Annotated in this window: 25 protein-coding genes; 16 read left to right on the top strand and 9 right to left on the bottom strand. The window is 52.7% G+C overall.

Annotated features, from left to right (window positions below; genetic code table 11):
• Positions 1-6: 6 nt before the first annotated feature.
• From bamJ to EYZ66_RS11775, 13 genes are all read left to right on the top strand, one after another.
• On the top strand, positions 7-726 hold the full coding sequence (bamJ, locus tag EYZ66_RS11835) for a BamJ family beta-barrel-assembly machinery protein (protein WP_009575059.1): 720 nt from the start codon (positions 7-9) through the stop codon (positions 724-726).
• Between the two features lie 397 nt (positions 727-1,123).
• Positions 1,124-2,674 (top strand): cation:proton antiporter family protein, encoded by a 1,551-nt coding sequence (locus EYZ66_RS11830; protein WP_009575202.1) that lies wholly within the window; start codon positions 1,124-1,126, stop codon positions 2,672-2,674.
• 104 nt (positions 2,675-2,778) lie between these two features.
• A complete protein-coding gene (locus tag EYZ66_RS11825) occupies positions 2,779-3,372 on the top strand; it encodes a hypothetical protein (RefSeq protein ID WP_009575201.1) in 594 nt (197 codons plus the stop codon).
• 165 nt (positions 3,373-3,537) lie between these two features.
• Positions 3,538-3,972 carry a nuclear transport factor 2 family protein gene (locus EYZ66_RS11820; RefSeq protein ID WP_009575200.1) on the top strand — a complete coding sequence of 145 codons (435 nt, stop codon included), beginning with the start codon at positions 3,538-3,540 and terminating at the stop codon, positions 3,970-3,972.
• A 64-nt stretch (positions 3,973-4,036) separates the two neighbouring features.
• Positions 4,037-5,368: a DUF1254 domain-containing protein gene (locus tag EYZ66_RS11815; RefSeq protein WP_009575199.1), complete on the top strand. Its 1,332-nt coding sequence runs from the start codon at positions 4,037-4,039 to the stop codon at positions 5,366-5,368.
• 131 nt (positions 5,369-5,499) lie between these two features.
• Positions 5,500-6,294, top strand: a complete 795-nt coding sequence (locus EYZ66_RS11810) for a thioesterase family protein (protein ID WP_009575198.1) — start codon at positions 5,500-5,502, stop codon at positions 6,292-6,294.
• Positions 6,295-6,374: 80 nt separating this feature from the next.
• A complete protein-coding gene (locus EYZ66_RS11805) occupies positions 6,375-7,430 on the top strand; it encodes an alpha/beta hydrolase fold domain-containing protein (protein ID WP_009575197.1) in 1,056 nt (351 codons plus the stop codon).
• Between the two features lie 152 nt (positions 7,431-7,582).
• Positions 7,583-8,371, top strand: a complete 789-nt coding sequence (locus EYZ66_RS11800) for an SDR family NAD(P)-dependent oxidoreductase (protein WP_009575195.1) — start codon at positions 7,583-7,585, stop codon at positions 8,369-8,371.
• 179 nt (positions 8,372-8,550) lie between these two features.
• Entirely contained in the window at positions 8,551-9,105 is a 555-nt protein-coding gene (locus EYZ66_RS11795; protein ID WP_050793384.1) for a PadR family transcriptional regulator, read from the top strand.
• Between the two features lie 75 nt (positions 9,106-9,180).
• On the top strand, positions 9,181-9,876 hold the full coding sequence (locus EYZ66_RS11790; protein WP_009575193.1) for an alpha/beta fold hydrolase: 696 nt from the start codon (positions 9,181-9,183) through the stop codon (positions 9,874-9,876).
• A gap of 336 nt (positions 9,877-10,212) precedes the next feature.
• Entirely contained in the window at positions 10,213-12,141 is a 1,929-nt protein-coding gene (locus EYZ66_RS11785) for a DUF3604 domain-containing protein (RefSeq protein WP_009575191.1), read from the top strand.
• 146 nt (positions 12,142-12,287) lie between these two features.
• Positions 12,288-13,196, top strand: coding sequence for a CsgG/HfaB family protein (locus EYZ66_RS11780; protein ID WP_009575190.1), 909 nt, complete (start codon positions 12,288-12,290; stop codon positions 13,194-13,196).
• A gap of 12 nt (positions 13,197-13,208) precedes the next feature.
• Positions 13,209-14,168: a CsgG/HfaB family protein gene (locus EYZ66_RS11775; RefSeq protein ID WP_009575189.1), complete on the top strand. Its 960-nt coding sequence runs from the start codon at positions 13,209-13,211 to the stop codon at positions 14,166-14,168.
• Positions 14,169-14,221: 53 nt separating this feature from the next.
• Here EYZ66_RS11775 and EYZ66_RS11770 read toward each other — a convergent pair whose 3' ends face one another.
• Positions 14,222-16,492, bottom strand: a complete 2,271-nt coding sequence (locus EYZ66_RS11770) for an arylsulfatase (RefSeq protein WP_160195682.1) — start codon at positions 16,490-16,492, stop codon at positions 14,222-14,224.
• Positions 16,493-16,668: 176 nt separating this feature from the next.
• Here EYZ66_RS11770 and EYZ66_RS11765 point away from each other — a divergent pair, with 176 nt between their 5' ends.
• Positions 16,669-18,111 (top strand): MBL fold metallo-hydrolase, encoded by a 1,443-nt coding sequence (locus EYZ66_RS11765; RefSeq protein ID WP_009575187.1) that lies wholly within the window; start codon positions 16,669-16,671, stop codon positions 18,109-18,111.
• On the opposite strand, the gene EYZ66_RS11760 is transcribed toward EYZ66_RS11765, so the two are convergent.
• From EYZ66_RS11760 to EYZ66_RS11750, 3 genes are all read right to left on the bottom strand, one after another.
• Entirely contained in the window at positions 18,105-18,383 is a 279-nt protein-coding gene (locus EYZ66_RS11760) for a type II toxin-antitoxin system RelE/ParE family toxin (RefSeq protein ID WP_009575186.1), read from the bottom strand. The genes EYZ66_RS11765 and EYZ66_RS11760 overlap by 7 nt on opposite strands.
• Positions 18,380-18,631 (bottom strand): type II toxin-antitoxin system Phd/YefM family antitoxin, encoded by a 252-nt coding sequence (locus tag EYZ66_RS11755; RefSeq protein ID WP_009575185.1) that lies wholly within the window; start codon positions 18,629-18,631, stop codon positions 18,380-18,382. The genes EYZ66_RS11760 and EYZ66_RS11755 overlap by 4 nt, the downstream gene beginning before the upstream one ends.
• A gap of 180 nt (positions 18,632-18,811) precedes the next feature.
• Complete coding sequence (locus EYZ66_RS11750) at positions 18,812-20,227, bottom strand: MFS transporter (protein ID WP_009575184.1); 1,416 nt, start codon at positions 20,225-20,227, stop codon at positions 18,812-18,814.
• 193 nt (positions 20,228-20,420) lie between these two features.
• Between EYZ66_RS11750 and EYZ66_RS11745 the strand changes: the two genes are divergently transcribed.
• Positions 20,421-21,200, top strand: a complete 780-nt coding sequence (locus EYZ66_RS11745; protein WP_009575183.1) for a glucose 1-dehydrogenase — start codon at positions 20,421-20,423, stop codon at positions 21,198-21,200.
• Positions 21,201-21,216: 16 nt separating this feature from the next.
• Here EYZ66_RS11745 and EYZ66_RS11740 read toward each other — a convergent pair whose 3' ends face one another.
• From EYZ66_RS11740 to EYZ66_RS11730, 3 genes are all read right to left on the bottom strand, one after another.
• Entirely contained in the window at positions 21,217-21,585 is a 369-nt protein-coding gene (locus EYZ66_RS11740; RefSeq protein WP_009575182.1) for a helix-turn-helix domain-containing protein, read from the bottom strand.
• A 17-nt stretch (positions 21,586-21,602) separates the two neighbouring features.
• Positions 21,603-21,842, bottom strand: coding sequence for a type II toxin-antitoxin system HigB family toxin (locus EYZ66_RS11735; RefSeq protein ID WP_268869516.1), 240 nt, complete (start codon positions 21,840-21,842; stop codon positions 21,603-21,605).
• Positions 21,843-21,914: 72 nt separating this feature from the next.
• Positions 21,915-22,682, bottom strand: coding sequence for a VOC family protein (locus EYZ66_RS11730; RefSeq protein WP_009575179.1), 768 nt, complete (start codon positions 22,680-22,682; stop codon positions 21,915-21,917).
• Positions 22,683-22,786: 104 nt separating this feature from the next.
• Between EYZ66_RS11730 and EYZ66_RS11725 the strand changes: the two genes are divergently transcribed.
• A complete protein-coding gene (locus EYZ66_RS11725; RefSeq protein WP_009575178.1) occupies positions 22,787-23,089 on the top strand; it encodes an addiction module antidote protein in 303 nt (100 codons plus the stop codon).
• Between the two features lie 132 nt (positions 23,090-23,221).
• Here the strand turns inward: EYZ66_RS11725 and EYZ66_RS11720 are convergent, their stop codons facing one another.
• Together EYZ66_RS11720 and EYZ66_RS11715 are read right to left on the bottom strand one after the other, a co-directional pair.
• Positions 23,222-25,282 (bottom strand): TonB-dependent receptor family protein, encoded by a 2,061-nt coding sequence (locus EYZ66_RS11720; RefSeq protein ID WP_160195681.1) that lies wholly within the window; start codon positions 25,280-25,282, stop codon positions 23,222-23,224.
• A gap of 112 nt (positions 25,283-25,394) precedes the next feature.
• Positions 25,395-25,760, bottom strand: a complete 366-nt coding sequence (locus EYZ66_RS11715) for a hypothetical protein (RefSeq protein ID WP_009575176.1) — start codon at positions 25,758-25,760, stop codon at positions 25,395-25,397.
• Positions 25,761-25,768: the final 8 nt, after the last annotated feature.

The raw sequence follows: 25,768 nt of genomic DNA, 5'->3' as shown, positions 1-25,768 counted from the left end.
CAACTCATGAAAAAACTCGCAATGTCAGTGGCTCTGAGCAGCCTTGTGGTGTTGGCCGCCTGCCAACCAAAAGAAGAAGCTCCAGCAACTAGCGCGGCACTCGATACTCCCGAACAGCGTTTTAGCTACGGCATGGCTTACAACATGGGCGAGCGTATGGTCGCTGAATCTCTAGAAGTTGATGCAGACGCCTTTGCTGCTGGCGTACAGGACGCTTTGTCTGGCGCCGAGTCAAAACTGACCGACGAGGAAATTGCTGCTGAAATGGCGGCTTTCCAGGCACGTATGCAAGCCAAAATGGAAACCGAAGCTGCCGAGGCCGGTGCTGCTAACGCCGCTGAGGGTGAGGCTTTCTTGGCTGAAAATGCGACCAAAGAAGGTGTCATGACCACCGAATCAGGCTTGCAGTACAAAGTCGAATCGATGGGCGATGGCGCTAAGCCTGCGGCGACTGACGTGGTTCGTGTTCACTATCGCGGTACGCTATTAGACGGCGAAGAATTTGACTCAAGCTATTCGCGCGGCGAGCCTGCAGAGTTTGGTCTAAACCAAGTCATTGCTGGTTGGACTGAGGGTCTGCAGTTAATGCCCGTGGGTTCTAAGTTTACCTTCTATATTCCCTCTGACCTTGCGTACGGCAGCCGCGGTGCGGGTGCGAAAATTGGTCCGTCGTCTACTTTGATTTTTGAAGTAGAGCTGTTGGATATCGTGACGCCAGCGGAATAAGCGATTCTTTGCTCTGAAAGGCACGCTTTCGGGCGTGCTTTTTTGTTTCGGCCGGGGCGAGGGGGTCGTTATACCTTTGGTTCTGAAGAGATACTGATCCGCGCCCACCTCTCGATTTATTTTGCTCGCGCCCTCGCGCTAATGGCGACGGCTCGAAAACTCGCACTCGCCTAGCGTCTCGTGCTCAGACAATCTCGCCGACAGCCTCGCCAACCGCGCTCGGTCAAAGCAGCGCACTGACTGATCGCAAAACAAATCACGAGTTTGTGCGCTCATTTGATACCAGACCTCGGAGTCTAGGGCCTTAAACCAAAATAAGTTGCTGCATGTGTTAACTCTCCCTAGTGGTACTCGCTTTCTGCTAAGGTAGGCATTCTCGTTTCGGTTAGGTAGCACAATGTTCGATCCGCTGATTATTTTGGTGGCCCTTGGGTTTGGAATAGGCGCGCGCGCTTTGGGTTTGCCGGCGCTGTTGGGCTATTTGGCGGCAGGGTTTGCTTTGCACGAATTAGACGCCCAAGCGGGTGAGTTTTTGCAGACCCTATCGGATATTGGTATTACCTTGCTGCTGTTTACCATCGGCTTGAAGCTGGAGTTTAAAGATTTGCTCAAGCCCCAAGTTTGGGGCACTACCTTACTGCACATGCTGGCGACACAGGCGTTTTTTATGGCCTTGTTGGCGGCTTGTGTGGCCTTAGGCTTGTTGACGCTATCGTGGATGGCAACCGCGGTGATTGCGTTTGCGCTGACATTTTCCAGTACCGTGTTTGTGATACAGGTGCTGCAAGAGCGAGGTGAGAGCGCATCGCGGCACGCTAAGTTGGCGGTGGGTATTCTGATTGTGCAGGATTTGGCGGCTGTGGTGTTTTTAGCCTTCGCCGCAGGTAAGGTGCCGACCTTAGAAGCACTGGCCCTGTTTTTGTTGGTGCCTCTGCGTCCGGTCATGCTGCGCTTGTTGAGTTATTGTGGCTACGGTGAGTTGTTTACCCTGGCAGGACTTACCTTGGCCTTGGGTGGCGCAGCTTTGTGCGAGATGGTGGGCGTTAAAGGTGATTTGGGTGCGCTGATTATTGCCGCGAGCTTGGCGGGACATCAAAAGGCGAAAGAGCTGTCTCGAAACCTAATGCAGTTTAAAGATTTGTTCTTGGTCAGCTTCTTTTTGCTTATTGGTTTATCGGGCTGGCCCGAGCCGCAAATCGTCGCAATTGCGGTGGTGATTGGCTTGTTATCGCTGTTAAAGCCCTTCCTCTATTTTCCTTTATTAACCAGGCTACATGCACCTGCGCGCGTGTCGTTTTTAAGCTCGATGGCGCTGGGTAACTACAGCGAATTTGGGTTAATTGTGCTCGCGGTCGCGGCTAGCGCGGGCTGGGTCGATGCGCAATGGAGTGGTGCAATCAGCTTGGCCATTGCAGTGAGTTTTATTTTGTCATCGCCGCTCAATACCAAGGCGCACTCCTGGTACCGACGTTGGCAGCCCAAGCTGCGGTCCTTTGAGTCGATTAAACTGCGCCAATCGCACCCAGATACCCAGGGCGTAAAAGTCATTGTGTTGGGAATGGGTAATATCGGAACGGGCGCTTACGAGGATTTGGCGACGGAATACGGCTACGGTGTTTTGGGTGTGGACGATAACGATCATAAGTTGCTGAAACACATGGCTGACCACCGGCGCGTGATTGCCGCCGATGCCACAGACCCCGATTTTTGGTCGCGTATCGATTTGTCAGAGGTCAAACTTGTGATGCTGGCGCTAACCAACCATCAAGAAAATATGGTCGTGACCCGCTTACTTCAAGAGCTCGGTTATCCCGGTCACATGGCCGCCGTCGTGCGCTTCCCCGAGGAAGCCGAAGAGTTAGAGCATCACGGGATCTCGGCATTCTATTTATTTGCGCAAGCGGGGTCGGGCTTTGCCGCCCATGCACGCGCTCAGCTGGGTTTATAAACGTCTTAACGCGATGTGTTAACGCTTTAACGCAAGGTTCTGGCTTCGGTGGTCGGCGGCGGTACACTGCACATCATTGAAGAACGTCCGTACAGGAGCCGACCATGTTTAAGAAATCACTGCTTGCTATTGCGTTACTGGGCGCTTTGCCGGGTTGTGTGATTGCAGCCAAGACGACCACCACCGCCGCACCAGCCGCTGATTCGTTAGAAGATTGTGTGAGCCAATGTGCTTCACAGTTCGAGGGCCATGCCATGGAAGTGGGCGAGCATCGCGTATTTGTAAAGCGTTTGGGCAGTGACGCCATCGAGAAAGAAGTCGAAGTCTTTCTAAACGACGGTGAAGCACCGGGTGAAGGCATGGTTCGTATTGAAACTCGTGGCCCCAATGGTGAGGTAGATCGGTGGGTGGGCAGCGCTGATGACATGCCCGAGGGCGAAGACATCGATATCGAGATGTTGATCGATGCGCAGGAGCTGCCCTACGCGCCCAAGGGTGTAAAAGTCATCAAGCTTGGCGATAAAAATGGGATGTTCATGCCCCATATGGCCCCTATGCCGCACCCCGGTCGTAGCAGCCTTGCGCAAGAACTTCGTGATTTGGGCGACGCCAAGCGCGAAGGCTTGATCACGGATGAAGAATTCAGTGAGCTGCGCACTGCCGTATTAAACAAGTACAAAGCAAAGCCTGCCAAGTAGACTCAGATCATCTCCTGCTGCGCTCGCGTTCACATCCTCCCCTAATGTGCGAGCGTGGCTTTTTTAGCGCCTAAAATAAGCTGAGCGGACTACGCTCTTCACTTGAGGCTTTTGGCCGGTCGGTTACACTGCTTAACAGTGTTAAGAATAATAAGGTGAATAACCATGCCAACCACAAACCCGGTCGCGATCGTGCGTGACCTTGCTGATATCTATGCTCGCGGTGCCGACCGTTTAGACAAGGATCTATGGCGCCAAGCATTGGCCGAGAATTGCTTAATCGATGGCCCTGGGTTTTACAACGAGGGCCTCGACGGGTGTTTGGAGCTTATCGACACCTTAGAGAAAATCTTTCTGCGCACGCGCCATAATGTCATGAACGTCACCGCGCAGCGCGAAGGTGCTGAGATCGTCGCAGAAACCTACTGCATTGCTGACCACATCCAAATATTAGACGGCGAGAAAAAGATTCTGAGTTGGCACATTCGCTACCAGGATCGGCTGAGTAAAAACAGCGGTCGGTGGCAGTTTACGCGGCGGCACTTAATTATTGATTGGGAAGAAATTCGTACGCTGAGTCGCGATGACGTAACGGCCTAATGAGATATTTATTTCAAGATTTTACTTTCCCCCGGGGCTTGGCAAAAGGTAAAAAGAGGTAAGGATGTTTGATGCTCTACTGGCAGCGATGCCGCTTCCTGCGATCGAGGCGTGCGCGGCGCAGACCGATATCGAGTTTGTTTATGCGCAAAGCGTGGGACTACAGGCCTATGTGTACGGCTTTCCGATTGTCGATTTACACAAGCAAAAATTTAACGAGACTCATTGGACGCGGGAAGGACAGCCTGTCGCTTCTGCGGTGAACGACGTTGCCATTTATCCGCATTTATTAACGCCAGAGACCCAAGGGCAGCTGCGCGCGCCGAACGTCGATACGTTGTACATGAATGCGTGGGTCGATTTATCGGAAGGCCCTGTTTACCTTGAGGTCCCCGACATGGGCGACAGGTATTACACGCTGGCGTTCATGGATTTGTACGGTAAACCTACACACGTTGGCACTCGAACGAATCAGGGCAAAGCCGGCCGGTACGCCTTAGTTGGGCCGACGGGTGGCGTGGTAGAACCCGGTGTTGAGGTGGTGCGTCTGGCGACCGATACCAATTGGATGTTGGGTCGAGTCCTTGCGCAAGACACCGCCGATGAAGCCGAGGCTCGCGCAATGGCTCAGAAGATACAATTGATCGGCCAGAGGGGGCCAGAGCCAGTGTCGGCATCAGCGGTTAACCCCCACCAAAGCATTCAGTACTTTGCTGTACTGAACGAGGCGCTTAAAGCTATGCCCGTGCCGCCCAGTGCTGAGGGCTTATTGGCAGAATTTGATCGTTTTGGTTTGGGGCCAAATTCTAATTTTGATATCAATAAACTGAGCGCCAATGAATTACTGGGTTTAGGTTGTGCCATCGTGCAGGGTCCTAAGCTATTAACTCAGCGCGGCTTTAAACCGACGCGCGTGGCCAACGGCTGGATGATATCCGATAAAATTGCCGACCCAGGTTTGGACTATTTGTTGCGCGCTGAAATTGCTCGCGGCGGTTACATCAATCAACCCGAAGAAGCCATGTATCCCGCCTCGGTGACAGACCAAATGGGCGAGTTTTTGCAGGGTGATCGCGTGTATCAACTGCGGTTTGCCAAGGGCGAGTTGCCGCCCGTCGATGCGTTTTGGTCGATTACCGCCTACGATGCGAAAACCTCCCAATTGACCAAGAACAGCTTGGGTCGTTATTCCATTGGTGACCGCACCCCGGGGCTACAGTACGAAGACGATGGCAGTTTGGTGCTGACCTTATCGGCGCGCCCACCGGCCGAGGGCGTGTCTAACTGGCTGCCGATACCCGAGTCGTATTTTCATGTGGTAACCCGCTTGTACTTACCTAAACCGGAGGCATTATCGGGCGACTATGTGTTACCAGTGATTACGCGGATTCAGTGAGCGGGCTGTTGCTGCGAACGTCTTACAAGCAATGATCTCGGTCGCAACAAGTCAATAAAAGCCCCCGCCAAGGGGGTGATATTCTGCGCAAGGCGCGCTAAGCTCCATGGCTTTTTACGGCGGTAAACCCTATGTCTGGTACTCCTTTTAAGCAGCTTTTGGCCGCGATGTCTCAAAACGGCGACAGCTTTTCGGTCACGCTTCCCGATGATTGGCTGCAGGGGCGCACGGCCTACGGTGGTTTATCGGCGGCTTTATGCTTCGAGGCCGCTGTGCGCTCTAATGAAAAGTTGCCCCCTTTGCGTTCGGCGCAGTTTGCTTTTATCGGCCCCGCCGTGGGTGAGTTGGTCATTACCCCAACGTTATTGCGTCGCGGTAAGTCGGCGGCTTTTGTGGGCGTCGATTTAGTGGGCGAGGCCGGAATGGCCGCCAGAGCCTTACTGTGTTTTGGTGCTGAGCGACCGTCAGAGCAAACATATTTAGATATACCTGTACCCGCGGTGCCCGATGTGAACGATAGCCGTGACTTTTTCAACCGCAATGGTGTGCCGGGTTTTACGCAGCATTTTCGTGGACGGCTGGCAGATGGCGCTACACCCTGTACTCCAGATCACGAGCCCGACATGACGGTCTGGTTGCGCCATGATGACGATGAACTGCCCGAGGGCTTAACGCCTGTTATCGCGCTGGCTGACGCATTGCCCCCGGCATCGATGATTAAGTTTTCCAAGGGTGCGCCTGTTAGCACCATGACCTGGTCCATTGATGTCTTAAGCGATCAGCCAGCTAGTGAATCGGGTTGGTGGCTATTGCGCGCTGTTTCAGAGCAGGCCGAGCACGGCTATTCGTCGCAGGCTATGACGCTGTGGGATGATAAGGGGCGCGCGGTGATGGCGGCACGCCAAACCGTAGCGATATTTATTTGATGCGTGAGAGCTAGGGCAAACTATGGTGTCACAAAGAGCCCAAACATAACGCAAGTTTTAACAATAATAAGGAATGTTGTATGAAGTATGACCCCGATCAGGATCCCAGGTTAGATCCACGCCTAAAACAGGCCCTAAAAATTATGGGCCAGCTATCGGGTACTGACGAGCCACCGGTGGATGTGCCGAATCGTGAGGTCTTGTTAGCCGATGCCAACAGCCCCGAGGGTATTGCGCGCCGGCAAACCATGGAAGGTATGTTTGGTGCGATGGACAACATCAAAGTCGCACCCAAAGAGGGCTTGCGAATCGAGAAGCACTCGATTCAGTCAGAACCTGACGGCAACATCATTCATTTGTCGGTCATGCGCCCCGATACCGACGAGACGCTGCCCTGTGTGTATTACATTCACGGCGGCGGCATGATGACCTTATCCTGCTTTTTTGGCACCTACCAAACCTGGGGTCGCATGATTGCGCACCAGGGCTTGGCGGTTGTGATGGTCGATTTTAGGAACTGCCTGACACCCTCCAGTGTGCCTGAAGTCGCGCCATTCCCGGCGGGCTTAAACGATTGTGTCTCGGGCTTTTTGTGGGCATACGAGCAGGCTGAAACCTTTAATATTGACCCGGCGCGCATGATCATTGCCGGCGAGAGTGGTGGCGGTAATTTAAGCATTGCGACAACTATGAAGCTGATTCGTGACGGCCACGGTGACAAGCAAGCCGGTTTGTATGCGCTTTGCCCCTATATTTCGGGTGAATGGCCACGACCGGAGTTTCCCTCCAGCTCCGAAAACGATGGCATCTTCATTACCATTGGGAATAACCACGGTGCTATGGCGTACGGTATGGATGAACTGTTGGCCAAGAATCCGCTGGCGTGGCCGTACTTCGCTGGCAACGATGAACTGAAAGACTTTCCACCCACTATGGTCAGCGTCAATGAGTGCGACCCCTTGCGAGATGAAGGTATCGACTTTTATCGCAAGCTTATGAATGCAGGGGTGCAAGCCCAATGCCGGCAAGTTATGGGCACGGCGCATGGTGCGGAACTATTTACCTCAACTGTGACCGATATCAGCCGTGTGACGGCGCGCGATATTCGCGGTTGGGTTGACGAATGCGCTCGCTAAGCTAAGGCCTTGGCTATGAAGACGCCTGTAGCGTTGGCTGCGGGCGTTTTTTTATGCCTTGAATTCGCAAAAAGGTCGACCGAATACCTTGCGGCTCCGTGGGGTTTTCGATAACGTACCCAAAGTTCAAATAATTTAAATAGGAGTACGACATGGATACGAGTTCATTGTTTTCACTGGAAGGACGCGTGGCTTTGGTTACCGGTGGATCGCGCGGCATCGGCCTAATGATCGCTAAGGGCTACATCGCCCAAGGCGCTAAAGTGTATATTTCGTCGCGTAAAGCAGATGTGTGCGATGCGGTAGCGGCTGAGCTAGGCCCAAATTGTATTTCACTGCCGGCGGACATCTCGACCGTGGAGGGCTGCAAAGCCTTAGCGGCGGCCTATGCCGAGCACGAGTCGTCGCTGGATATTCTGGTCAACAATGCCGGTGCGGCCTGGGGTGCAAACTTCGAGGATTTCCCGGAAGCAGGCTGGGATAAGGTGATGGATTTGAATGTGAAGTCACCGTTCTTTTTGACTCAAGCTCTGTACCCTGCATTGCAGGGGAACGCCACCCAAGCAACGCCTTCCAAAGTGATTAATATCGCCTCGATCGATGGCCTGCGCTTAAACCCATGGGAGACCTACAGTTATCAAGCATCTAAGGCGGCGGTGATCAATTTGACTAAGCGTATGGCGGCGCGTTTGGTGCGCGACAATATTTATGTCACTGCGATTGCCCCCGGTGCCTTCGCTTCTGAAATGAACCGCGCTGCGCGTGACCACGCCGATGCCGTGGCACAGGGTATTCCTAACAAACGCGTTGGAAACGATGAAGACATGGCGGCAACGGCCATTTTCTTAGCAGCCCGTTCGGGCAACTATGTCATTGGTGAAACCATCGCAGTCGATGGCGGCATTGTGTACGCCGGCATGGGCGAGAGCATGGATCCTTAGCGCCTTGTTTTAACAGGACGCGAGTTACTTCCAGCTGGCTCGCGCTCCTGCATTCTTTTCGTAAACTCAAACCACTTTGCGTTGCGCCAGTACCTCTGGGCCGCAGTGCTTTATTGGTGCCTGGCCAGAATAAGACGGTACAATGGGCGCTATAAACAGCAGCGTATCGAAAGCCGACTATGAGATTTAACACGATAACCTATTCTGTTATGGGTATTTTGTTGCGACAACCAAGAACAGGGTATGACGTTGTTAAGGATTTACAGTCATTTCGACCTGCGAATGCCAGCCAAATCTACCCTATCCTCGCTAAGCTTGAACAGCATGGGTATGCGACCTTCGAGATTCAGGCACAAACGGCGCGGCCTGACAAAAAACTCTTTAAACTGACAGAGTCCGGCAAAGCTGCGCTGGCGCGTTGGCTAGATACCGATCCAGAACCGCCTGTAACCCGTGATGATTTTTTATCAATGTTGTTCTCGGCGTGGTCCAAAGGCCCTGATGCTATCGCTCGTTTGCTGTGGCATCGCAAAAGATTTTTGAATCGTTACGAGCAGGATCTGCGGGCGAAATACCAAGCCCTGGTGACAAACTTTCCCGCAGACTGCGATGACCCACACAACGCTCGTTTCAGTAGCACACTGTTGTACCGTCGACGCATAGGTCTCGTTGCCGAGGAGCTGCGATGGTGTGAAGAGTCGATTACGACGCTCGAGAAAGTATCTGATATATAAATTTTTATATATAAAAATAGACAGTTAAAATAAAAGCTTTTACTCTTTTCCTACGGTTTTGTTTAGGGAACAGTAATGGGCCTTGTATTTCTGCACGGGGTGAACAACACGCCTGCCAGCTGGCACAAGGTGATCACGGTGATGCAAGCGAGGGGCTGGGACTGTCGCTCAATTTTTCTGCCGCCCTATGAGTCTGTTGAAGCAATCGCTGAATCTGTACTGGGCGAGGTGGGTAGTGAGTCGGTCTATCTGATAGGTCATTCCTTCGGTGGTATGGTGGCCCTCGCAGTGGCGGCCGCGGCAGGTCCCCAAGTGCTTGGTATAGCCTTAATTAATAGCAGTGCCGCCGCGGATACAGACCAGACACGAGCGATACGCGCCGAGCGAATTGCCCAAGCACAGCAGGGTGGCTATTACCGCCTGGCAGCTGAAGCGAGTGCTTTGACCTACCACCCCGATAATCTTGCGCGAGCTGACTTACAAACAGCGAGGCAATCTGACATAGAGCACTATGGTGCAGAACGTTTCATTGCACATCAAAAAGCGATGGCTACAAGGCCCGATCGAACACAATTTTTATCCCGTTTTAGCCGAGCAAAGCTTGCTGTTATTGCCGACAGTGATCGCGTGATTACAACGGAAAATCAGCAAGCCATGGCCTCACGGTGCGGTATGTCGAGCGTAATTATTGCCCAGTCGGGTCATATGCTGCCCATGGAGCAACCTATGGCCGTTGCTCATGCCTTACTGGACTGGCTCGACGCAAGCTGAGATGTGTGCAGCCCGAACAAAAATCCCTAGGTGCCAGCGTTCATTAGTACACCTAAGGATATTAGCCGCTTGCAATTCAAGGCGTTGACTGACTGGACGCGTGTAAGTTGCCAACAGGGCACGGTTTCCTCGGAAACTCTGCGTAACCTCAATGGTTATCGTTATTGGCGCTCCTCTGGGGCGCTTTTTTTTGGTGTTGATGTTACCTCTCTGCGCCTATTTTGGCTTGCAAAGACCCAGTATCTGACTGGCAAAAAGACTGACGCCTAGGTTACGCTTCGCATAACGTTCAAACGGGCCCTCATTGCCTAATACAAAACATAAGAAGAGATCACCATGAAATCGAAGCTGCATACTCAGTCGCATTGTTTAGGTACTGCGACGGCCCTAGCCTTATTGGTTGCCGCTTGCTCGGCCCAAGCTGAAACCCTGCCCATTACCCCCATCGTTAAACAGCCCACGAACTACTCGCAGACACTAAGCGCTGACTTCCCCAAAAATGTGTACTTTGGTGATACCCACTTGCACACAACCTATTCGACCGACGCTGGCTTGGTCGGAAGTTTGCGGACGCCCGACGACGCTTACCGGTTTGCCAAAGGCGAGGAGGTGCTCTCAAGTACTGGAACACCGGCAAAGCTTTACCGGCCGCTCGATTTTTTAGTGGTGACTGATCACGCTGAGAATATGGGTTTACCGGTGGCCTTACGCGAACAAAACGCCGCACTTTTGGCAGAGGATTTTGGCCGTAAGGTGTACGACCTTGCCAGTACCGGCAAAGTTGAAAATATGATCAAAGCGTACAGCTTATGGCAGCGTGGCGGGCTCGATAAAGCGCGCGATCCACTCGGTGCAGCCTCAGAGCCCATCGCCACCGATATTTGGTCTCGCGTTACCGGCTTTGCTGACCAACATTACCAACCTGGCGTGTTTACCAGTTTTATTGGGTTTGAGTGGACTCTGGCACCGGGTGGGTCGAACCTGCATCGCAACGTGATTTTTAAAGACAATGCGGATTACGCTAACCAAATTATTCCGTTTTCTGCTTACCAATCGAAAGACCCGAAGGATCTTTGGCTGTGGATGGCAGAGTACGAACAAAACACTGGTGGCAAATTGTTGGCCCTGGCCCACAACGGCAACCTATCGAATGGCTTGATGTTCAGCGATAAAGACCGCTTAACGGGTGAACCCATCACCGCCGAATACGCCACATTACGGGCGCGGTGGGAGCCTATGTATGAGGTAACCCAAATCAAAGGCGACGGCGAAGCGCACCCCTTGCTATCGCCCAATGACGAATACGCCGACTACGGCACTTGGGACAACGGTAGTTTTGGGCCCGAGCCCAAAACGCAAGACATGTTGACCTACGAATATGCCCGCGATGCCCTGCAGCGCGGTATGGCGTTAGAGGCAACTCTGGGCGTTAACCCCTTTAAGTTCGGCATGGTTGGATCCACCGATTCCCACACGGCACTATCTACCGCGGAGGAAGATAACTTCTTTGGTAAGGTCACCGCCACCGAGCCCGGTTCAAGCTTTCGGGTCAATGAGCCCATTACAGGGCGACCCGGTTCACACGAAGTGCAGCAAGACCACAGTATGGCTCTGGCCTCGGGCTTAGCCGCAGTGTGGGCGCGCGAAAATACCCGCGAGGCGATTTTTGAGGCTATGCAGCGCAAAGAGGTTTACGCGACCACGGGTTCACGTATTCGACTGCGCTTGTTTGGCGGCTTTGATTACACTCAAGAAGACTTTTTTGCCCCTGATTTCGATCGTTTCGGTTATCAAAAAGGCGTCCCTATGGGGGGGGATTTATCAAAAGCCTCTGGCGATCAAAGACCCATTTTGATGATTCATGCCGAGCGGGACCCCGATGGCGCCAATCTTGACCGGGTACAAGTCATTAAAGGCTACATTGATGCTGCGGGGCAAATGCAGGAACGTATTTACGATGTTGCGTTGGCGGGTGGACGCTTGCCTGACGACGATGGTCGTAATCGTCAGTCGGTGGGTAATACGGTAAACGAGCAAGAAGCGACCTACCAAAACACCATTGGTGCGCCCGTTCTGAGGGCGTACTGGCAGGACCCGGAGTTTGACCCAGCTCAGCGCGCGTTTTACTATGTGCGTGTGCTTGAAATTCCTAAACCCAGATGGACCGCGTATGACCGGGCGCGTTTGGGGACACAATTCCCCGAGGGTACGCCCATGACAACCGTTGATCGAGCCTACTCGTCACCGATTTGGTATAACCCTTAAGTCTTGTCGGAAAAGCCAATTTCTCAGTCTGATCCGAAAGAGGTTCTTGAGCGTAGTGTTTACATAGGTGCCCAGAAATAAATATTAATGAACAGCGAGAGTTCAGGCCCGGAACGTTCGCACACTTAGAAAGGAAAGGGGGAAGTATGGCGCAGCTTTACAAATTATTCGTTGCATTTTTGTTTCTAGCCTCGTCAACGCTGTTGGCAGCACAGGACTTACCAATCGTAGGTATTTCAACTATCAAAGAAACCGTAAACGACTGGAGTCGTAATGCAAAAGGCGAGAATTTTCAGGCAATGCTGGAAACACAAATGGCCAAAGTCGGGCGTTTCAAGATCATGGAGCGCGCGCGGGTCGATGAAATTCTGGCTGAGCAAGGAATGAATAATGAGGTGGGCGACGGTAGAACGGCGAATGGTGGTTACAACATTGCCGGCGTTGATTATCTTGTTTACGGATCAATCACGAAATTAGGTCAGCGCAAATCAGGTATGGCAACAGGGCAGTTTGCGACAGCGAGTCTCATTACGGAAATGGCGGTTGATATCAAGGTGGTAGATGCATCGACTGGCGAAATCCGAAAAGCAGAAACTGCTGAAGCGATGGTCAAATCCGCGGGTGGCATGGCAACTGGTAGCTTCGCAACTGCAAAGGGAGCGGGAGATCCTCTCGCGGACGTGCAGCGCATGGCCGCTAAAAAAGTTGCTTCACTGATCGCCACTAGTATTTTTCCCATTGAGGTCGTTAAAGGCGGCTCGGTTATTTATTTAAATTATGGGTCGTCTATTTTGGATCAGGGTGACATTCTCGCTGTTTTTCAGCCTGGAGAAGAGCTTATTGACGAAGCAACCGGGTTGAATTTGGGCTCGGAGGAGATTTTCCTTGGGAAGTTACAGGTAACATCAACCACGGATAAGTTCTCCAAAGCAAAATTGCTTGAAGGTGAGGGCCCAGCTAAGGGTGATCTGGTGAGAATATTGGAAAAGGCGCCAGAAGCAGGGTCGTCGTCAAACAGAAGCGCTCCAGTCGAGAAGCGTGGTCGAAAAATTTAATTAGGGGATACCATGAATTTTTATAAAAATATTGCATTATTGGTTTTTGTTTTTTTTGCTCCAGTCGTATTTTCACAGGGAAACAAGCCGATCGTTGCGGTCGGCACGTTCGATAGTTCTTTTCGGGATTATGACACTCGTAATATACAAACTGCGATCGAGACCGCGCTTTCAAAAACCGGCAAGTTTATGCTGATGGAGCGAGGCCGTCTGGATCAATTGCTGACCGAGCAAAACATGTCGATGGAAGGACTAGTTGATGGCGGAGCACAAAGCCTTGGAGGGTTCGGCGGTGTCGATTATCTAATTTACGGCCGAGTTACCCAGTTAGGTTTGGAGGCTAAAAACTTGCTGATCATGAGCGAATGTCGCGCGAAACTTGGTTTGGATGTTCGAGTTGTTGATGTAATGACTGGAGAGATCCGGTTGAGCGAAAATATAACAAAAGAAGACGGTGTTAATACGAGTGATAGCGAATCTAACCCATGCCGCGGGATAGGTATTGAGGCGTTTGATAATCTGAGTGCAGCTGCATCCAGAGGCTTGGCGGAATCGCTTACCCAAAACTTGTTCCCAGTCAAAATTGCAAAAGCCTCCGATGATGAGGTCTATCTGAATTATGGAGAAGGATTTTTAAAGAAAGATGAAATTTTAAAAGTCGTCACTCTGGGAGAAGGTTTTGTTGATCCTGATACGGGAGAAGTTCTAGGCGCTGAAGAAGAGTTGATTGGACTGGTAAAAGTGTACAGTCTAAAGCCTAACTTTTCGAAAGCCCGTATTATCATGCAAAATGCGCCGATGTCTGCTGGCGACGTTGCTAATCGTTTGACCAAAAACGAACAAAAGAATATGGATAAGTTCATAAAGAACTGTCAAAAAGCTCGGAAAGATGAGAATAAACGTTGTAAAAAAGAGGGCTCTAAATGCGACGCTGCGATTGAGAAAAGAGAGCAGGCTTGCACATTGCGCTAGATCTTCTGAGAACCTTAGATTCGAAAGCCGGCATTCGCCGGCTTTTTTGTGGGCTAGTTTATTGTGATTGTCACAGACTCGATAATTCCCCTGGCAAAGGGGTAGCCCTGTTGGTCGGCTGGGTAGTTGCCTGCCGGTGAGCCTGTGTCGATACCAATATCAAAGGTCTCGTCGATCGAGAAGTAGGCCGGTGGTGTTAATTGAATGCGGTCCTGCACTAAGATTTTGCCGTTTACAATCAAGCTAAACTGCCCGCCACGCGCCCAGCCACCGCCGTCGTAGTCGAAGACGACGCCGACGGTCGTGTCGCTCGATATCACTGGACCCGAGGTCAGTAGCACCTCGCCTTTTTCAAAGTTGCGGTACTTAAATTCGGCTTGGCTGTTGGCGTTTAAGTACAAGCTCCAGCCGCTAACCAAGCCGCCCATGGTGGCGATAACGCCCGTAGGTTGGGCGCCTGAGAGTTTTGCGCTGAGTGACCACGAGCGGTTGTAAATGGGGGGTGCTTGGGTTTCAGCAATACCCACGGCGCCCGGGTAGTAGGTAAATTCGGTGCGGCCTTGGCGCAAGTTGGGAATGGGGTGAGTGTTCATCGCATCCATGGCGCTTTGAATGGGCCAAATGCCCAAGCTCTTTGCTTCTTGCTCAAAGACTTGTTGCAGTTCGGCGAGCTTGTCGGGATAAGTGCTGGCCAAATTATTGGCCTGGCTGTAGTCCTCGTTCAGGTTGTACAGCTCCCATTCGTCGTCTTCCATGGGGGTGGCGCCGGCGCGTACACCTACGCTCCAGGGGTAGCGTTTGTGAAACGCCGAGGCCATCCAGCCCTCGTGGTAAATGGCGCGATTGCCGTTTACCTCGAACAGTTGCGTTGTTTTGTGCTCTGGCGCGGCCGCGTCTTTGAGTGCGGGTAAAAGACTCACACCGTCCATGGATTTTTGCGCTACACCTGCCACTACCTGGGGCTCCTGAATACCTGCGGCTTCGAGGACTGTGGGCACGATGTCATTCACGTGGGTAAACTGCTGCCGTAGGCCGCCGGCATCTTTAATAGTGTTGGGCCAGGAAATCACCGTGCCCACGCGCGTGCCGCCCAAATGCGAGGCAACCTGCTTCACCCACTGAAAAGGTGAGGTCAGTGCCCAGGCCCAGCCCGCTGGGTACTGTGGGTAGGTGCTTGCATCGCCAATGCGATCCAAGGCGGCCACTTGTTCGTCGAGCGTCTCGGATAAACCCTGCAAGGCCCCCATATAATTGATACTGCCCGCCAAACCACCCTCGGCGCTGCTACCGTTATCGCCTGCGATATACACAAATAGTGTATTGTCGAACTCTTTGAGATCTTTGAGGGTTTGCACCAAACGACCAATTTGATGGTCGGTGTGCGCCAAAAAGCCGGCAAAGGTTTCCATCAGTCGTGCGGCCACCTGTTTCTGCTTATCCGAGAGCGAGTCCCAGGCGGGTAGGGCATTGGGGCGGGGGGTTAATGGCGTACCTTCGGGCACCACACCCAAAGCGATTTGGCGTTTGAGGATGTGCTCGCGCATGGCGTCCCATCCGCCATCAAACTGACCCTTGTAAGCCTCAATCCACTGCTTTGGCACCTGCAAGGGCGCGTGCGCTGCGCCAGTGGCAAAGTACATAAAAAATGGCTGCTCACTCCGCAAGCTGTGTCCTAAACGCAGCCATTTAATGGCTTCGTCGGCCAGGTCTTCTGTCACGTGATAGTCGTGGCCCTGCGGTCTCGACACCGGCGAAGTGTCGCGGTAAAGCGTGGGGTCAAACTGGTCGGTCTCGCCACCTAAAAACCCGTAGAATTTTTCAAAGCCAAGACCAACAGGCCAGCGGTCAAAGGGACCAATGGGTGTTGTTTCCCAAGGTGGGGCGAGGTGCCATTTCCCGAAAGCCGCAGTGCGATAGCCCTGATCCTTCAGGATGTGCGCAATTGTGGCGGTATCGGGTCGGATAATGCCTTGGTATCCCTCTAGCTGGTTAGAGGAGTTTAATACCGCGCCTACGTTAGCGGCGTGCGCGTCGCGTCCAGTCAGTAGTGAGGCGCGAGTGGGCGAGCAGATGGCGGTGGTATGAAAGCGGTTAAAGCGCAGGCCTTGCTCGGCTAGGGCATCGAGGGTCGGGGTGCTCACTGGGCCACCAAAGGTCGATGTGGCTCCAAACCCGACGTCGTCTAGCAGCACGAATACCACGTTTGGCGCTCGTTCGGGGACGCCTTTCAGTAATGGCTGATCATTTGCCAATACAGGAAAGCTCAGCAAAACAGCAAGCAGTGCTGTCAGATTTTTTATCCAAGGGGTTCTTACTACACACATTATGGTTATTCCAAAGGCTTCGTCGACAGCCCCATACTAGGCCTTTTTGTGATGGTCTTTAATAGGGCTCGATAAGCCAAAGGGGTTACGTATAGGTTGCTTGAATGCGAGTCAGTGACTTGTTCTGAAGCCGCTGGGGCGCATAATGAGGCAACGAAAAATAATAAGGCAAGCCAATGAATCAATTCGTTAAGTCTTGGGCCGCGGGTCTTGCGCTGGTCGCATGTGGCAACGGTGTGGCAGTCGCCGATGAGGCCTCACTGGACGCACCAAAGCCCGGTGAGCTGTTTCAGTACACGCGCGCCGTAGTAATGGAATACCCACATATTGCGCAATCGATGTCGTCCAGTAAGCACGATGGGTTTGGTGGCCCCTCGTCGCGAGCGATTGCGCACCACATGGCCAGTCGTACCTCTGAAGAAGCCCGGCAAGATGCGCGCGACATGATGGACGTTCAGCAAATTGATTCACGCACGTGGTTCATCGTCATGCCTTGGGTGAATGTGACGGTCATGGAAACCGACGAAGGCTTGCTGTTATTGGATACCGGCTATGCGCCGGCAGGCCCTGTGCTGATTGATGTTTTAAAAGAACTCAGTGACAAGCCACTACATACCATTATTTTTACCCACCATCATTTGGACCACGCTTACGGTGCGTGGGCTTTTCAGCAAGCGGGTATGACGCCACGCATTATTGCCTCTGACGCGTTCCTTACCGAAATGGGCTTAGATGTTCAGCTGGCTGATTTTGCGAATGCGCGTATGAATAACCAAGACCCCAGAGATATTCCGCGTACCATGGCCGAAATGGTCGCTCCAACCGAGACCTTTACCGGGACCAAAACCTTGGTTATGGGCGGCGAGACCTTTGTATTACACACTGCCCGTGGCGAGACTGAAGACCACGTTTGGATTCATGCGCCCGAGCGGAACATTGTGGTCAGCGGTGACTTTCATCAGCCGTTTTTGCCCAACGCCGGCAATGGTAAACGTCGCCAGCGGCACATCGACGAATGGGCCCAAGCGCTGCGTGCCATGGCGGCGACCAAGCCCGATACGCTGCTGCCTATGCACGGACCGGCGATTCAAGGCGCGGACCTCGTTCAAGAAAAGCTCGATACGGTCGCCAGCGCCTTTGAATCGATTGTGGCGCAAGTCACTGAGGGCCTGAATGCGGGATTGAGCCAAGATGCCATTATTCATAGTGTGGAGTTGCCGCCCGAGCTAAAAGATCACCCCGATCTGGATCCTTACTACAACACAGTGACGGACCTCGCCAAAATGGTGGTGCGGCAGTACACCGGCTGGTGGGATGGCGTACCCTCACACTGGCAAGCGCCCAGAACGCGAACAATCGCGCTGGCGGTGATTGAGGCTGCGGGTGGTATAGATGCATTTTTACAGAAAACTCAAGCGCTGATGGCATCGGATATCGCCACAGCGAGCCAATTTGCGGATTGGGCCGTAGAGGCCTACCCTGAAAATCGTGCGGTCTTGGATTTGAGTATGGACGTTTACGCAAAACGCATTGTGCCAGGTACGCCGTTGAATGAAATCTCTGTGTATTTGGGTCACATGGCTAAGCTTAAGTGGCGTATGGCACGGTTAGATCAATAAACTTGGTCGTGGGTGCCGATATCCAAAAGTACGATGTTGTCGTCTACGAATACGATGTCTAGCACAATACGATAGCTCATATTAATCGAGACGGAGTAGGCGCCATCGCTTCGTCCACTCAGCGAGTGCAGGCGTAACGAGGGGTGAAAGGGATTCAGCTCCAACAGCATCAGCGTTTTTTTGTATTGTGCGTGAATCTCCGGTCGTGCCTTTAAAAATTTGGATGCGCGTTTCAGATAGCGCTTTGTGTAAATCAGGGTATACGGCATCATTCCAGAACTCGGCGCATGTGCTCTTCTACTGATTCGATAACGTAGTCGCCGCGTTCAAATTCTGCCCTGCTTTCGCGAATGGCAAGATCAAGCTCTTGCTCTCGTAATTTGTTGTAGTGTTCGCAACGCATCACCACGTATTTGGCCGAACCTCGCACTGTAATTTGAACGGTAGGCTCTTCGGCGAGCGCTGTATCCACCGCTGTTATGCCTTTGGTTTTGAGCTCGTTTGCTGTGATAGTTGCCATGGTTTCCTCGTAGGTCTCGTGCCGATTGAGTGCGGTTAAAAGTACTTTTAAGAATGCTTTTTATAGTACGTTAATCGTCAAATGTAAATCCAGTTCAAGCAGTGGCTGGTCTGATATATTTACAGTAATACTCGTAAAGCACGAGGGACTGAGCGCTTTTGATGGAAAAATGCTAAAGCCCTAAGAGCGTGTTCTGAGCTTCTGCAAATTCGATTCATGATCGTCTTTACTGAGCTGATAGCGGCTGATGCAAAACAGCATGAGTGACCACAATATCAGCAGGCTGGGTGCGTGCCATAAACCTAAACTTCGAAGCGTTTCGTCTGAGACCTCGGCCTGAGAGGCGCCTTGAGGAAAGGCAATCAGGCTTAAAATAATACCGGCAGCAAAGGCGCCTAAGCCCTGGTTGGTTTTGCGAATAAAGGTAATAGCCGCAAAAAAGACGCCTTCGCTGCGCTTGCCGGTGCGCAATTCGTTGTTCTCGACTAGGTCAGCCACCATAGAATACAGCACGGCCTGGCAGGCGATAATTAAGCCGAGATCGACGGTATTAATGATCGCAATGAGCGGAAATAGGATGGGGTCGCCGTTTTCAGGCATTAGGCCCATAAGGCGCAACAGCACTGGCGCAGGTGCGACCGAAAACGCCATGGCACCTAGGCGAATCGCCGCCGCTTTCTTGCCCCAGCGCTTCACAAACCAGGGCGCTACCGCCAAACCAATGCCCGCCGAAATAAAAACCAGCGAGGTGTAAATAAAGATTTGGCTAGACGACAAGCCCCAAAAGTAGGTCAGCAAAATGTAGCTCATGGCGCCGGCAAGCCCGGTGGCCATAGCACCGAACAGGCTGGCGGCGAACAGCGCCATGAAGCTTTTTTCACCCAGTGTTTGAAACAGCTCTTTAAAAATAGCGGCCAGACCTCGCTGGTCACGTTTGGGTGGAACACGTAGATGCGGAATTTGGTTATGGGTGCCGGCCGCTGAGATGATAATGGCCAGAAAGATCAGTACCGATGAGATTACCCCATACGTTTCGTAGCCTTCGCGATTCAGGGTACCAATAGCGTATTGCTCGGTCGGTACCAGCAGCAAGCCAAACATCATTACGCTCATGAAATTGCCGCCGCTCCAGCCAAAAAACTGACGCCAGGCCTGAATCGAGGTGCGTTGGGCGTAGTCGGTACTCAGCTCTGGCATTAACGCGGAACTCGGTGTTTCATACAGCGTGATAAAAGTGCGAATTAATACGGCAAGAGACACAAGGTACCAAAACAGGCCCGTTTGCCCCCACTCAGGTGGGTTCCACAACAACCAATAACTGATGGCCACAGGGACTGCAGCGGCATACATGAAGGGATGTCGGCGTCCCCATCGGGAGCGCGTGTTGTCGGACCAGTAACCAATAATGGGGTCGCTGATGGCGTCGAATACCAGCGCGATAAAAATGGCGGTGCCCACCAGCCCGGGTTCTAAGCCCACGACTGTGCCGTAAAACAGCAGTAAAAAATATCCAAAGCCGTTGTCTTTAATGCCGTAGGCCACGGCACCAAAACCGTAGGTGAGCTGTGTTCTAAGATTCGCTGTTATTGTTGTCATCGGCACCTCTATCGCTTAACGCACTGTACTGTAATTTTCATGCGTGCGCTTGCAGAATATTGCCCAGCACGGCATGAATGGGTGCACGCGCATCTGGACTATAATTTGGCACGTCACACGGTCGTCGTCACATGGCGATACGTGGTCGGACATCGTAGAATCAAAACAAGAATAATCACGCAGGGAAAAAGTTATGCAACGGTTGAAAGGGAAAGTCGCGCTAGTGACGGGGGGAGCCAGCGGTATTGGCGCTGGCATTGTGAAACGCTTTATTGCCGAAGGCGCCAAGGTGTTGGTCACCGATGTAAATGAGGATTTGGGAAAAAGCTCTATCCAGGCCTATGGGGATAGCGCGCAGTTTTTGCGCCAAGACGTCAGCTCGCGAGACGATTGGGCCAAGGCGATGCATGCCGTCGAAGCACAATTTGGTGGTTTGGATATTCTGGTAAACAACGCGGGTGTCTTGTTCTTTGCGCCCTTTGAAGGCTACAGCGATGCTCAAATCGAAATGCTCATTCACGTCAATTTGATGGGGGTTATTTACGGTTGCCAGGCGGCGTTGCCGCTACTCGAGAAACGCGGTGGTAGTGTCATTAACATGAGCTCGTCCGACGGGCTCGAAGGTGCGAACGCGGTGTCGATTTACGGTGCTACTAAGTTTGCAGTGCGAGGTTTAACCAAATCGTTAGCGCTGGAGTGGGGCCCACGGGGTATTCGTGTAAACTCTATCCACCCAGGCGGTATCGACACGCCCTTGTCTAACCCACAGGGGAACAAGCGCGAAGATGTCAACAAAGCGTACGCGCGTTACCCAAGCCAGCGTGCCGGCGACCCATCGGACATTGCAGCCGCTGCGGCTTATCTGGCATCCGATGATGCCAGTTACTGCATGGGTATGGAGCTGGTGGTGGACGGTGGAATGACCGCAGGGCACTACTATGCCGGTTTGCCCGGGGCGCCAAAGGGGGCTTAACCCAAAGGCTTAGGGTTTAGGCCGCAACTTTGATGGGTTTGATGAGTGCTTCGGCTGGAATGCCCAGCTCTGCGTGGAGCTTGCGTATCATCGGTAGCGTCAGCGCTCGACGACGATTTAATACTTCGTATACACGGTTGCGGCGCCCGATCATAGGCTCTAAATGCTTAGCACTGAGACCAAGCCGCTCCATCTGGAATTTAATGGCCTCGATGGGGTCTGGCAGATCTAAGGGGAACTGCTTGGTCTCGTAGGCTTCAACTAGTGTAACCAATACATCCAGTTTGTCGCCCTGCTCAGTGTTGAGCTGAGCCGACATGAGATCCTCGATTTGACTCAATGTTCGCTGATAATCCGATTCAGTTTTTATTGGCTGTATGTCCATCGTAACCTCTTGTTCGATTAAACGGTTTGCGCATCAATTAAATCGTACTGGGCGTGTGTTCCGATGAAACGGATGTATACGACTTTGTAGGCGTAGTTAATCCACGCGACTAACCGGTATTTATTGCCTGGGATATTGAAGACCGCTCGTCCGTCTTTAAGGATGCTCGCGCTCCGAAAATCACGCTTCAGATCCGCGGGAGACTCCCAGTTGGCGCGGTGCACATATCGGCACCACGGGAGCGCTTGTTGCTCGATATCACTGTATGGATGGATTCTTCTGTTGCGCTACTGAGTGTTGTGACTCTGCGTTTGGCAATAGGTGGTTTTTTACGCTGGCCCGATAAACAGTGTAGGCACGTCCTGCGTATGTGACTTAACCGTAAATACTGCCGTGCCAGGTTTGCGACCGGGTCGTAGCTCAGACACGAGAACGCCTGAGTCGAGCAGTCGTGTGCGAGTTGCGTTCACGTCTGCCACGCGCCAGGTCAATCCAAAAAAGCTGTCGGGGGCGTCCTGCTCGCGACGACTTAAGGGGTGATAAAGCTCGACAATCAAATCACCACAGCGATAAAAAATTAAGCGCGAATCCCATTTTGGGTTGCTCAAATCCATGCGGCAATCAAGGCCCAATATCGAGCCATAGACAAATCCGGTATGTTCGGGTTGGGCGGTTTTGATGACCACATGGTCCAGCCCTGTGACGTCGCGCGATGTCTTTACAGCATCTTGCGAGGGCGCAACTTGTAGCATCAAACTGAGTGATAGTCCGCGCGTGCGCTCGGGATTTAGGCGCACTGTACTACTCTTTGCTTCTGGTGCCGCGGGTTCATCGATCGCCAGTGTAAACTGTTTAATGCGTCGCTGGGCGTTTGCCCAGTCGCTACAGGCAAAGGCCATGTGGTGTAGGCCGCTGGCATCGTCGCTTTGGTGCAAGCGCAGCCAGATGTTGCCGGTGTAAAGCCAGGCCTCGTTTTCAGTGCTCGATGCGCGGGCGTTAAGCGTTGTGTTGAACAAGGTTTGATAGTCTTTTACGGCGCTCGCTAGGTCAGTGACTGCGATGCTTACGTGGTCTAGTTTGCTGATAATTGGGGTCATAGCTGTACCTGATATTGGGCTTGCGCGGGAACCGTAAATTATGAGATTGTATCCCAGTGGATACGGAGCGTATGCAATAAATACCTTAGCAGGGGAACTGGCCAATGCCCAAGAGTTATCATAGCGACGAACTAGAATCTTTTGATATAACCGAGTACCTCCAATCTAAAGAGGCTGTTGCTGAGTACTTGAGTTTGGTGCTACACGACGGCGATACCGACGAGCTCTTGCGCGCGATCGGGCACGTCGCCAGAGCCAGAGGCATGGCTAAGATCGCCAATACGACAGGTTTGGGTCGGGAATCGCTTTATAAGGCACTGGTGCCTGGTGCGAAGCCAAGATTTGAGACGATAATGGCGGTGTTGAAGGCCCTGGATATTGAGCTGCAAGCAGTTTGTATTCGCTGATCTTGCTTGCAACATACTGAATAAAAAAGCCGCGGCAGGGGGGCCGCGGCCAAAGGTTACCGCACAGCCGGGGGAGCTTGCGGTAGTGGTAAACGCGGTGGGAGTCTTACCGATCACACCGCATTTGCGGAGTTACAGTCGAATACGTACGCCCATCTCGACACTGCGACCTGGCGCTACATAGATGCCTTGGCGAAGGCCAGTAATGGCGCGCTCATCCATTAGGTTTTTTACCGATCCGAACACGGTCAAGTTACTGTTAACTTCGTACTGAGCCACTGCATCGGTAATGGTGTAGGCAGCTAAGCGTCCGCCCCAAATGCCGCCCGCCGCACCGGTTGGTAAAGCGATCTGGTTGTCAGGAGTGCCGTATTGCTCGCCGCGGTGGTGCACCAATACGCCGCCACTAAAGTCACCGCGCTGGTAGTTGAGGCTTAAGTTAGCCAACACTTTGGGAGCGTAAGGTAGGCGGTTGCCGCGGTAGTCGCCGGTCTCGAAGTCTGACTCTGGCACCCAGGTGGCGTTGGCATCGATACTAAAGCCATTGCCAAACACGTAACCGAAGCTTGCTTCCATACCCGCATGCGTCGTTTGACCGGCGTTGCTTTGTGATAAGTTAGGGTCAGAGTTGCCGGTTACGACCTGGTTGTCGAAGTCCATGTAAAAAGCCGCCACTTCGTAGTTCAGTGCGCCTTGTGTGCCGCGCACGCCAAATTCAAAGTTGGTCGAGCGCTCGCCGTCGAGCTGTTGATCTTGCAGACCATCCAGAGCGACCTCATTAGCCGCAGGCGAGAAAGCGCGATACACGCCGCCGAAAATTTGCGCGGCATCGTTCACTTCGTAGGTCGCGCCAAGGCCGGGTAACCACTCGGTGTTGCGGGTTTTTGCCGAGGCGTTGTTGTCACTTAAGATAACGCGTCGCTGTTCGTAAGACTCGACACGCAAGCCCGGTGTTAGGGCCAGACGGTCGTTAATTTCGAAGCGGTTTTGTACGTACGCGGCCATATCGTCGGCGCTGTCGACGCGATGACGGTCGTTAATTCCCGTGCGGTCGGCGGTGCGCGTGGCACGAATGCGAGTGTCGTTTGACTCTTCTTCCATATAGCGCAGGCCAAACTCTGCTTCACCATCAAGGCCGAACCAGGTGTTGGTCAGCTGTAAGCGCGATTCAAAACCTACGCGCTCGAAGGCGCGGTTGTTGCCGGTTAACGCGTCGGTATACACCCAGCGCCCCGCTGTGGTTGAGGCCGCAGTATCGACGCTGTAGCGCCAGTAGTCGCGGGTGACCTCGCTGTAGTAAGCCACTGTTTTTAATGTGGCTTGGCTGTTAAGAACCCATTCGTGGCTCACGTCGGCGCTTTGGCGATCGGTTAAAAAGTAGTCATCGGGCGCGGGGTTGTACTCGGCGCCTTTGCGATAGTCGTCCAGCAACAAGCCACGATAAGAAATGTTGGCGTCGTTGTCGTACCAAGAGACTTTTAAGCCGAGTGTATGCGCATCGTTAATGGCCAGCCCGGCTTTGATCATGACGTCGTCCATGTCGTAGCCTTTGTTCATGAAGCCATCGCTCTCAGCATGCGTGGCCACTACGCCCATGAAGGCATCGCCGCTGACGGTGGTGGCACCGGCCTCGATTGACACTTCACGCATATCGTAGGAACCGGCACGAGCGCTAATGAGCACACCTTCTTGCGGATTTTTGGTTTGATAGTTCACCACGCCGCCAATGGTCGAGGGACCATAGCGCAAGGACGCCGAGCCTTTTAAGACCTCTATGTTTTCAACCCGCTGGATGCGTGGATTGAAATAGCGCTCGTTGCCAATAAATAAACCCGGTGCGACGGGCACACCGTCTTCTAGCATCAGCGATTTCGACTCGCTAGCCGATAAGCCGCGAATGCCAAAGTTGGCCACTATCGAGGTTTCTTCTTCGCTTTTAATGTTAATACCGGGTACGCGGCGTAATGCGTCTTCAGTGGAGAGCGGCTGGATAGCCTCGATTTGCTCGCGATCGACCATTACCACCGAACCGGTTAAGCGCTTAGCGTCGTCAACGCGCTTGCCGACCACCTCGATGACCGGCATCGGAATAGCGCGATCCGCCTGTGCAGTGGGGGCTTCATCTGCTTGGGTGGTTACGACCCCGCTGGCAAGAATGGCAGCAATTGAAAGGGGTAGAGCTTTGGCGCGCATGGCAATACATTCCTGATTGTGTTGTGATGGGTGTAATCTAAATGCAAATGAGAATGATTGTCAATAACTGGGTGAGAATAATTCTTATCTTTGGCGTGCGTGGAGTATAAGATTAATTAGCTTTTGAATCTGCGACTTGCGCTCGGGCAGTCAAAATCGCCAGAGCGAGTCCACCCAGCATACCCACACACAGTAGACTAAATACGAGGGTGCTGTCGGTTGTACCCGATCGGAACCATTGGGCATCTAACATGATGCTACAAGACAGCATGATGGTGGTGCCCAACAGCGGCAAACGCGATGTGCCCAACAAACCCAGAGCCGTTAAGATATTGGTAAAGCCCAATATGGCGCGTATTAAATTGTCGTAGCCCAAGGTCGTGTGCCAAAGCATGGCCACCTGACCGATGCCCACGACCAGCACAAGTAGTGCTAGCACGTTGCGAGTTGGTGTAATAAAACGCGTATGTTGAGCCATGTGCGATG

Source organism: Aequoribacter fuscus, from assembly GCF_009910365.1.
GTDB lineage: Bacteria > Pseudomonadota > Gammaproteobacteria > Pseudomonadales > Halieaceae > Aequoribacter > Aequoribacter fuscus.
This window is presented reverse-complemented; position numbering and strand designations above follow the sequence as displayed.

Coding starts and splice junctions, on each gene's coding strand:
- bamJ (WP_009575059.1), top strand. CDS start 7: ATGAAAAAACTCGCAATGTCAGTGGCTCTGAGCAGCCTTGTGGTGTTG.
- EYZ66_RS11830 (WP_009575202.1), top strand. CDS start 1,124: ATGTTCGATCCGCTGATTATTTTGGTGGCCCTTGGGTTTGGAATAGGC.
- EYZ66_RS11825 (WP_009575201.1), top strand. CDS start 2,779: ATGTTTAAGAAATCACTGCTTGCTATTGCGTTACTGGGCGCTTTGCCG.
- EYZ66_RS11820 (WP_009575200.1), top strand. CDS start 3,538: ATGCCAACCACAAACCCGGTCGCGATCGTGCGTGACCTTGCTGATATC.
- EYZ66_RS11815 (WP_009575199.1), top strand. CDS start 4,037: ATGTTTGATGCTCTACTGGCAGCGATGCCGCTTCCTGCGATCGAGGCG.
- EYZ66_RS11810 (WP_009575198.1), top strand. CDS start 5,500: ATGTCTGGTACTCCTTTTAAGCAGCTTTTGGCCGCGATGTCTCAAAAC.
- EYZ66_RS11805 (WP_009575197.1), top strand. CDS start 6,375: ATGAAGTATGACCCCGATCAGGATCCCAGGTTAGATCCACGCCTAAAA.
- EYZ66_RS11800 (WP_009575195.1), top strand. CDS start 7,583: ATGGATACGAGTTCATTGTTTTCACTGGAAGGACGCGTGGCTTTGGTT.
- EYZ66_RS11795 (WP_050793384.1), top strand. CDS start 8,551: ATGAGATTTAACACGATAACCTATTCTGTTATGGGTATTTTGTTGCGA.
- EYZ66_RS11790 (WP_009575193.1), top strand. CDS start 9,181: ATGGGCCTTGTATTTCTGCACGGGGTGAACAACACGCCTGCCAGCTGG.
- EYZ66_RS11785 (WP_009575191.1), top strand. CDS start 10,213: ATGAAATCGAAGCTGCATACTCAGTCGCATTGTTTAGGTACTGCGACG.
- EYZ66_RS11780 (WP_009575190.1), top strand. CDS start 12,288: ATGGCGCAGCTTTACAAATTATTCGTTGCATTTTTGTTTCTAGCCTCG.
- EYZ66_RS11775 (WP_009575189.1), top strand. CDS start 13,209: ATGAATTTTTATAAAAATATTGCATTATTGGTTTTTGTTTTTTTTGCT.
- EYZ66_RS11770 (WP_160195682.1), bottom strand. CDS start 16,492: ATGTGTGTAGTAAGAACCCCTTGGATAAAAAATCTGACAGCACTGCTT.
- EYZ66_RS11765 (WP_009575187.1), top strand. CDS start 16,669: ATGAATCAATTCGTTAAGTCTTGGGCCGCGGGTCTTGCGCTGGTCGCA.
- EYZ66_RS11760 (WP_009575186.1), bottom strand. CDS start 18,383: ATGATGCCGTATACCCTGATTTACACAAAGCGCTATCTGAAACGCGCA.
- EYZ66_RS11755 (WP_009575185.1), bottom strand. CDS start 18,631: ATGGCAACTATCACAGCAAACGAGCTCAAAACCAAAGGCATAACAGCG.
- EYZ66_RS11750 (WP_009575184.1), bottom strand. CDS start 20,227: ATGACAACAATAACAGCGAATCTTAGAACACAGCTCACCTACGGTTTT.
- EYZ66_RS11745 (WP_009575183.1), top strand. CDS start 20,421: ATGCAACGGTTGAAAGGGAAAGTCGCGCTAGTGACGGGGGGAGCCAGC.
- EYZ66_RS11740 (WP_009575182.1), bottom strand. CDS start 21,585: ATGGACATACAGCCAATAAAAACTGAATCGGATTATCAGCGAACATTG.
- EYZ66_RS11730 (WP_009575179.1), bottom strand. CDS start 22,682: ATGACCCCAATTATCAGCAAACTAGACCACGTAAGCATCGCAGTCACT.
- EYZ66_RS11725 (WP_009575178.1), top strand. CDS start 22,787: ATGCCCAAGAGTTATCATAGCGACGAACTAGAATCTTTTGATATAACC.
- EYZ66_RS11720 (WP_160195681.1), bottom strand. CDS start 25,282: ATGCGCGCCAAAGCTCTACCCCTTTCAATTGCTGCCATTCTTGCCAGC.
- EYZ66_RS11715 (WP_009575176.1), bottom strand. CDS start 25,760: ATGGCTCAACATACGCGTTTTATTACACCAACTCGCAACGTGCTAGCA.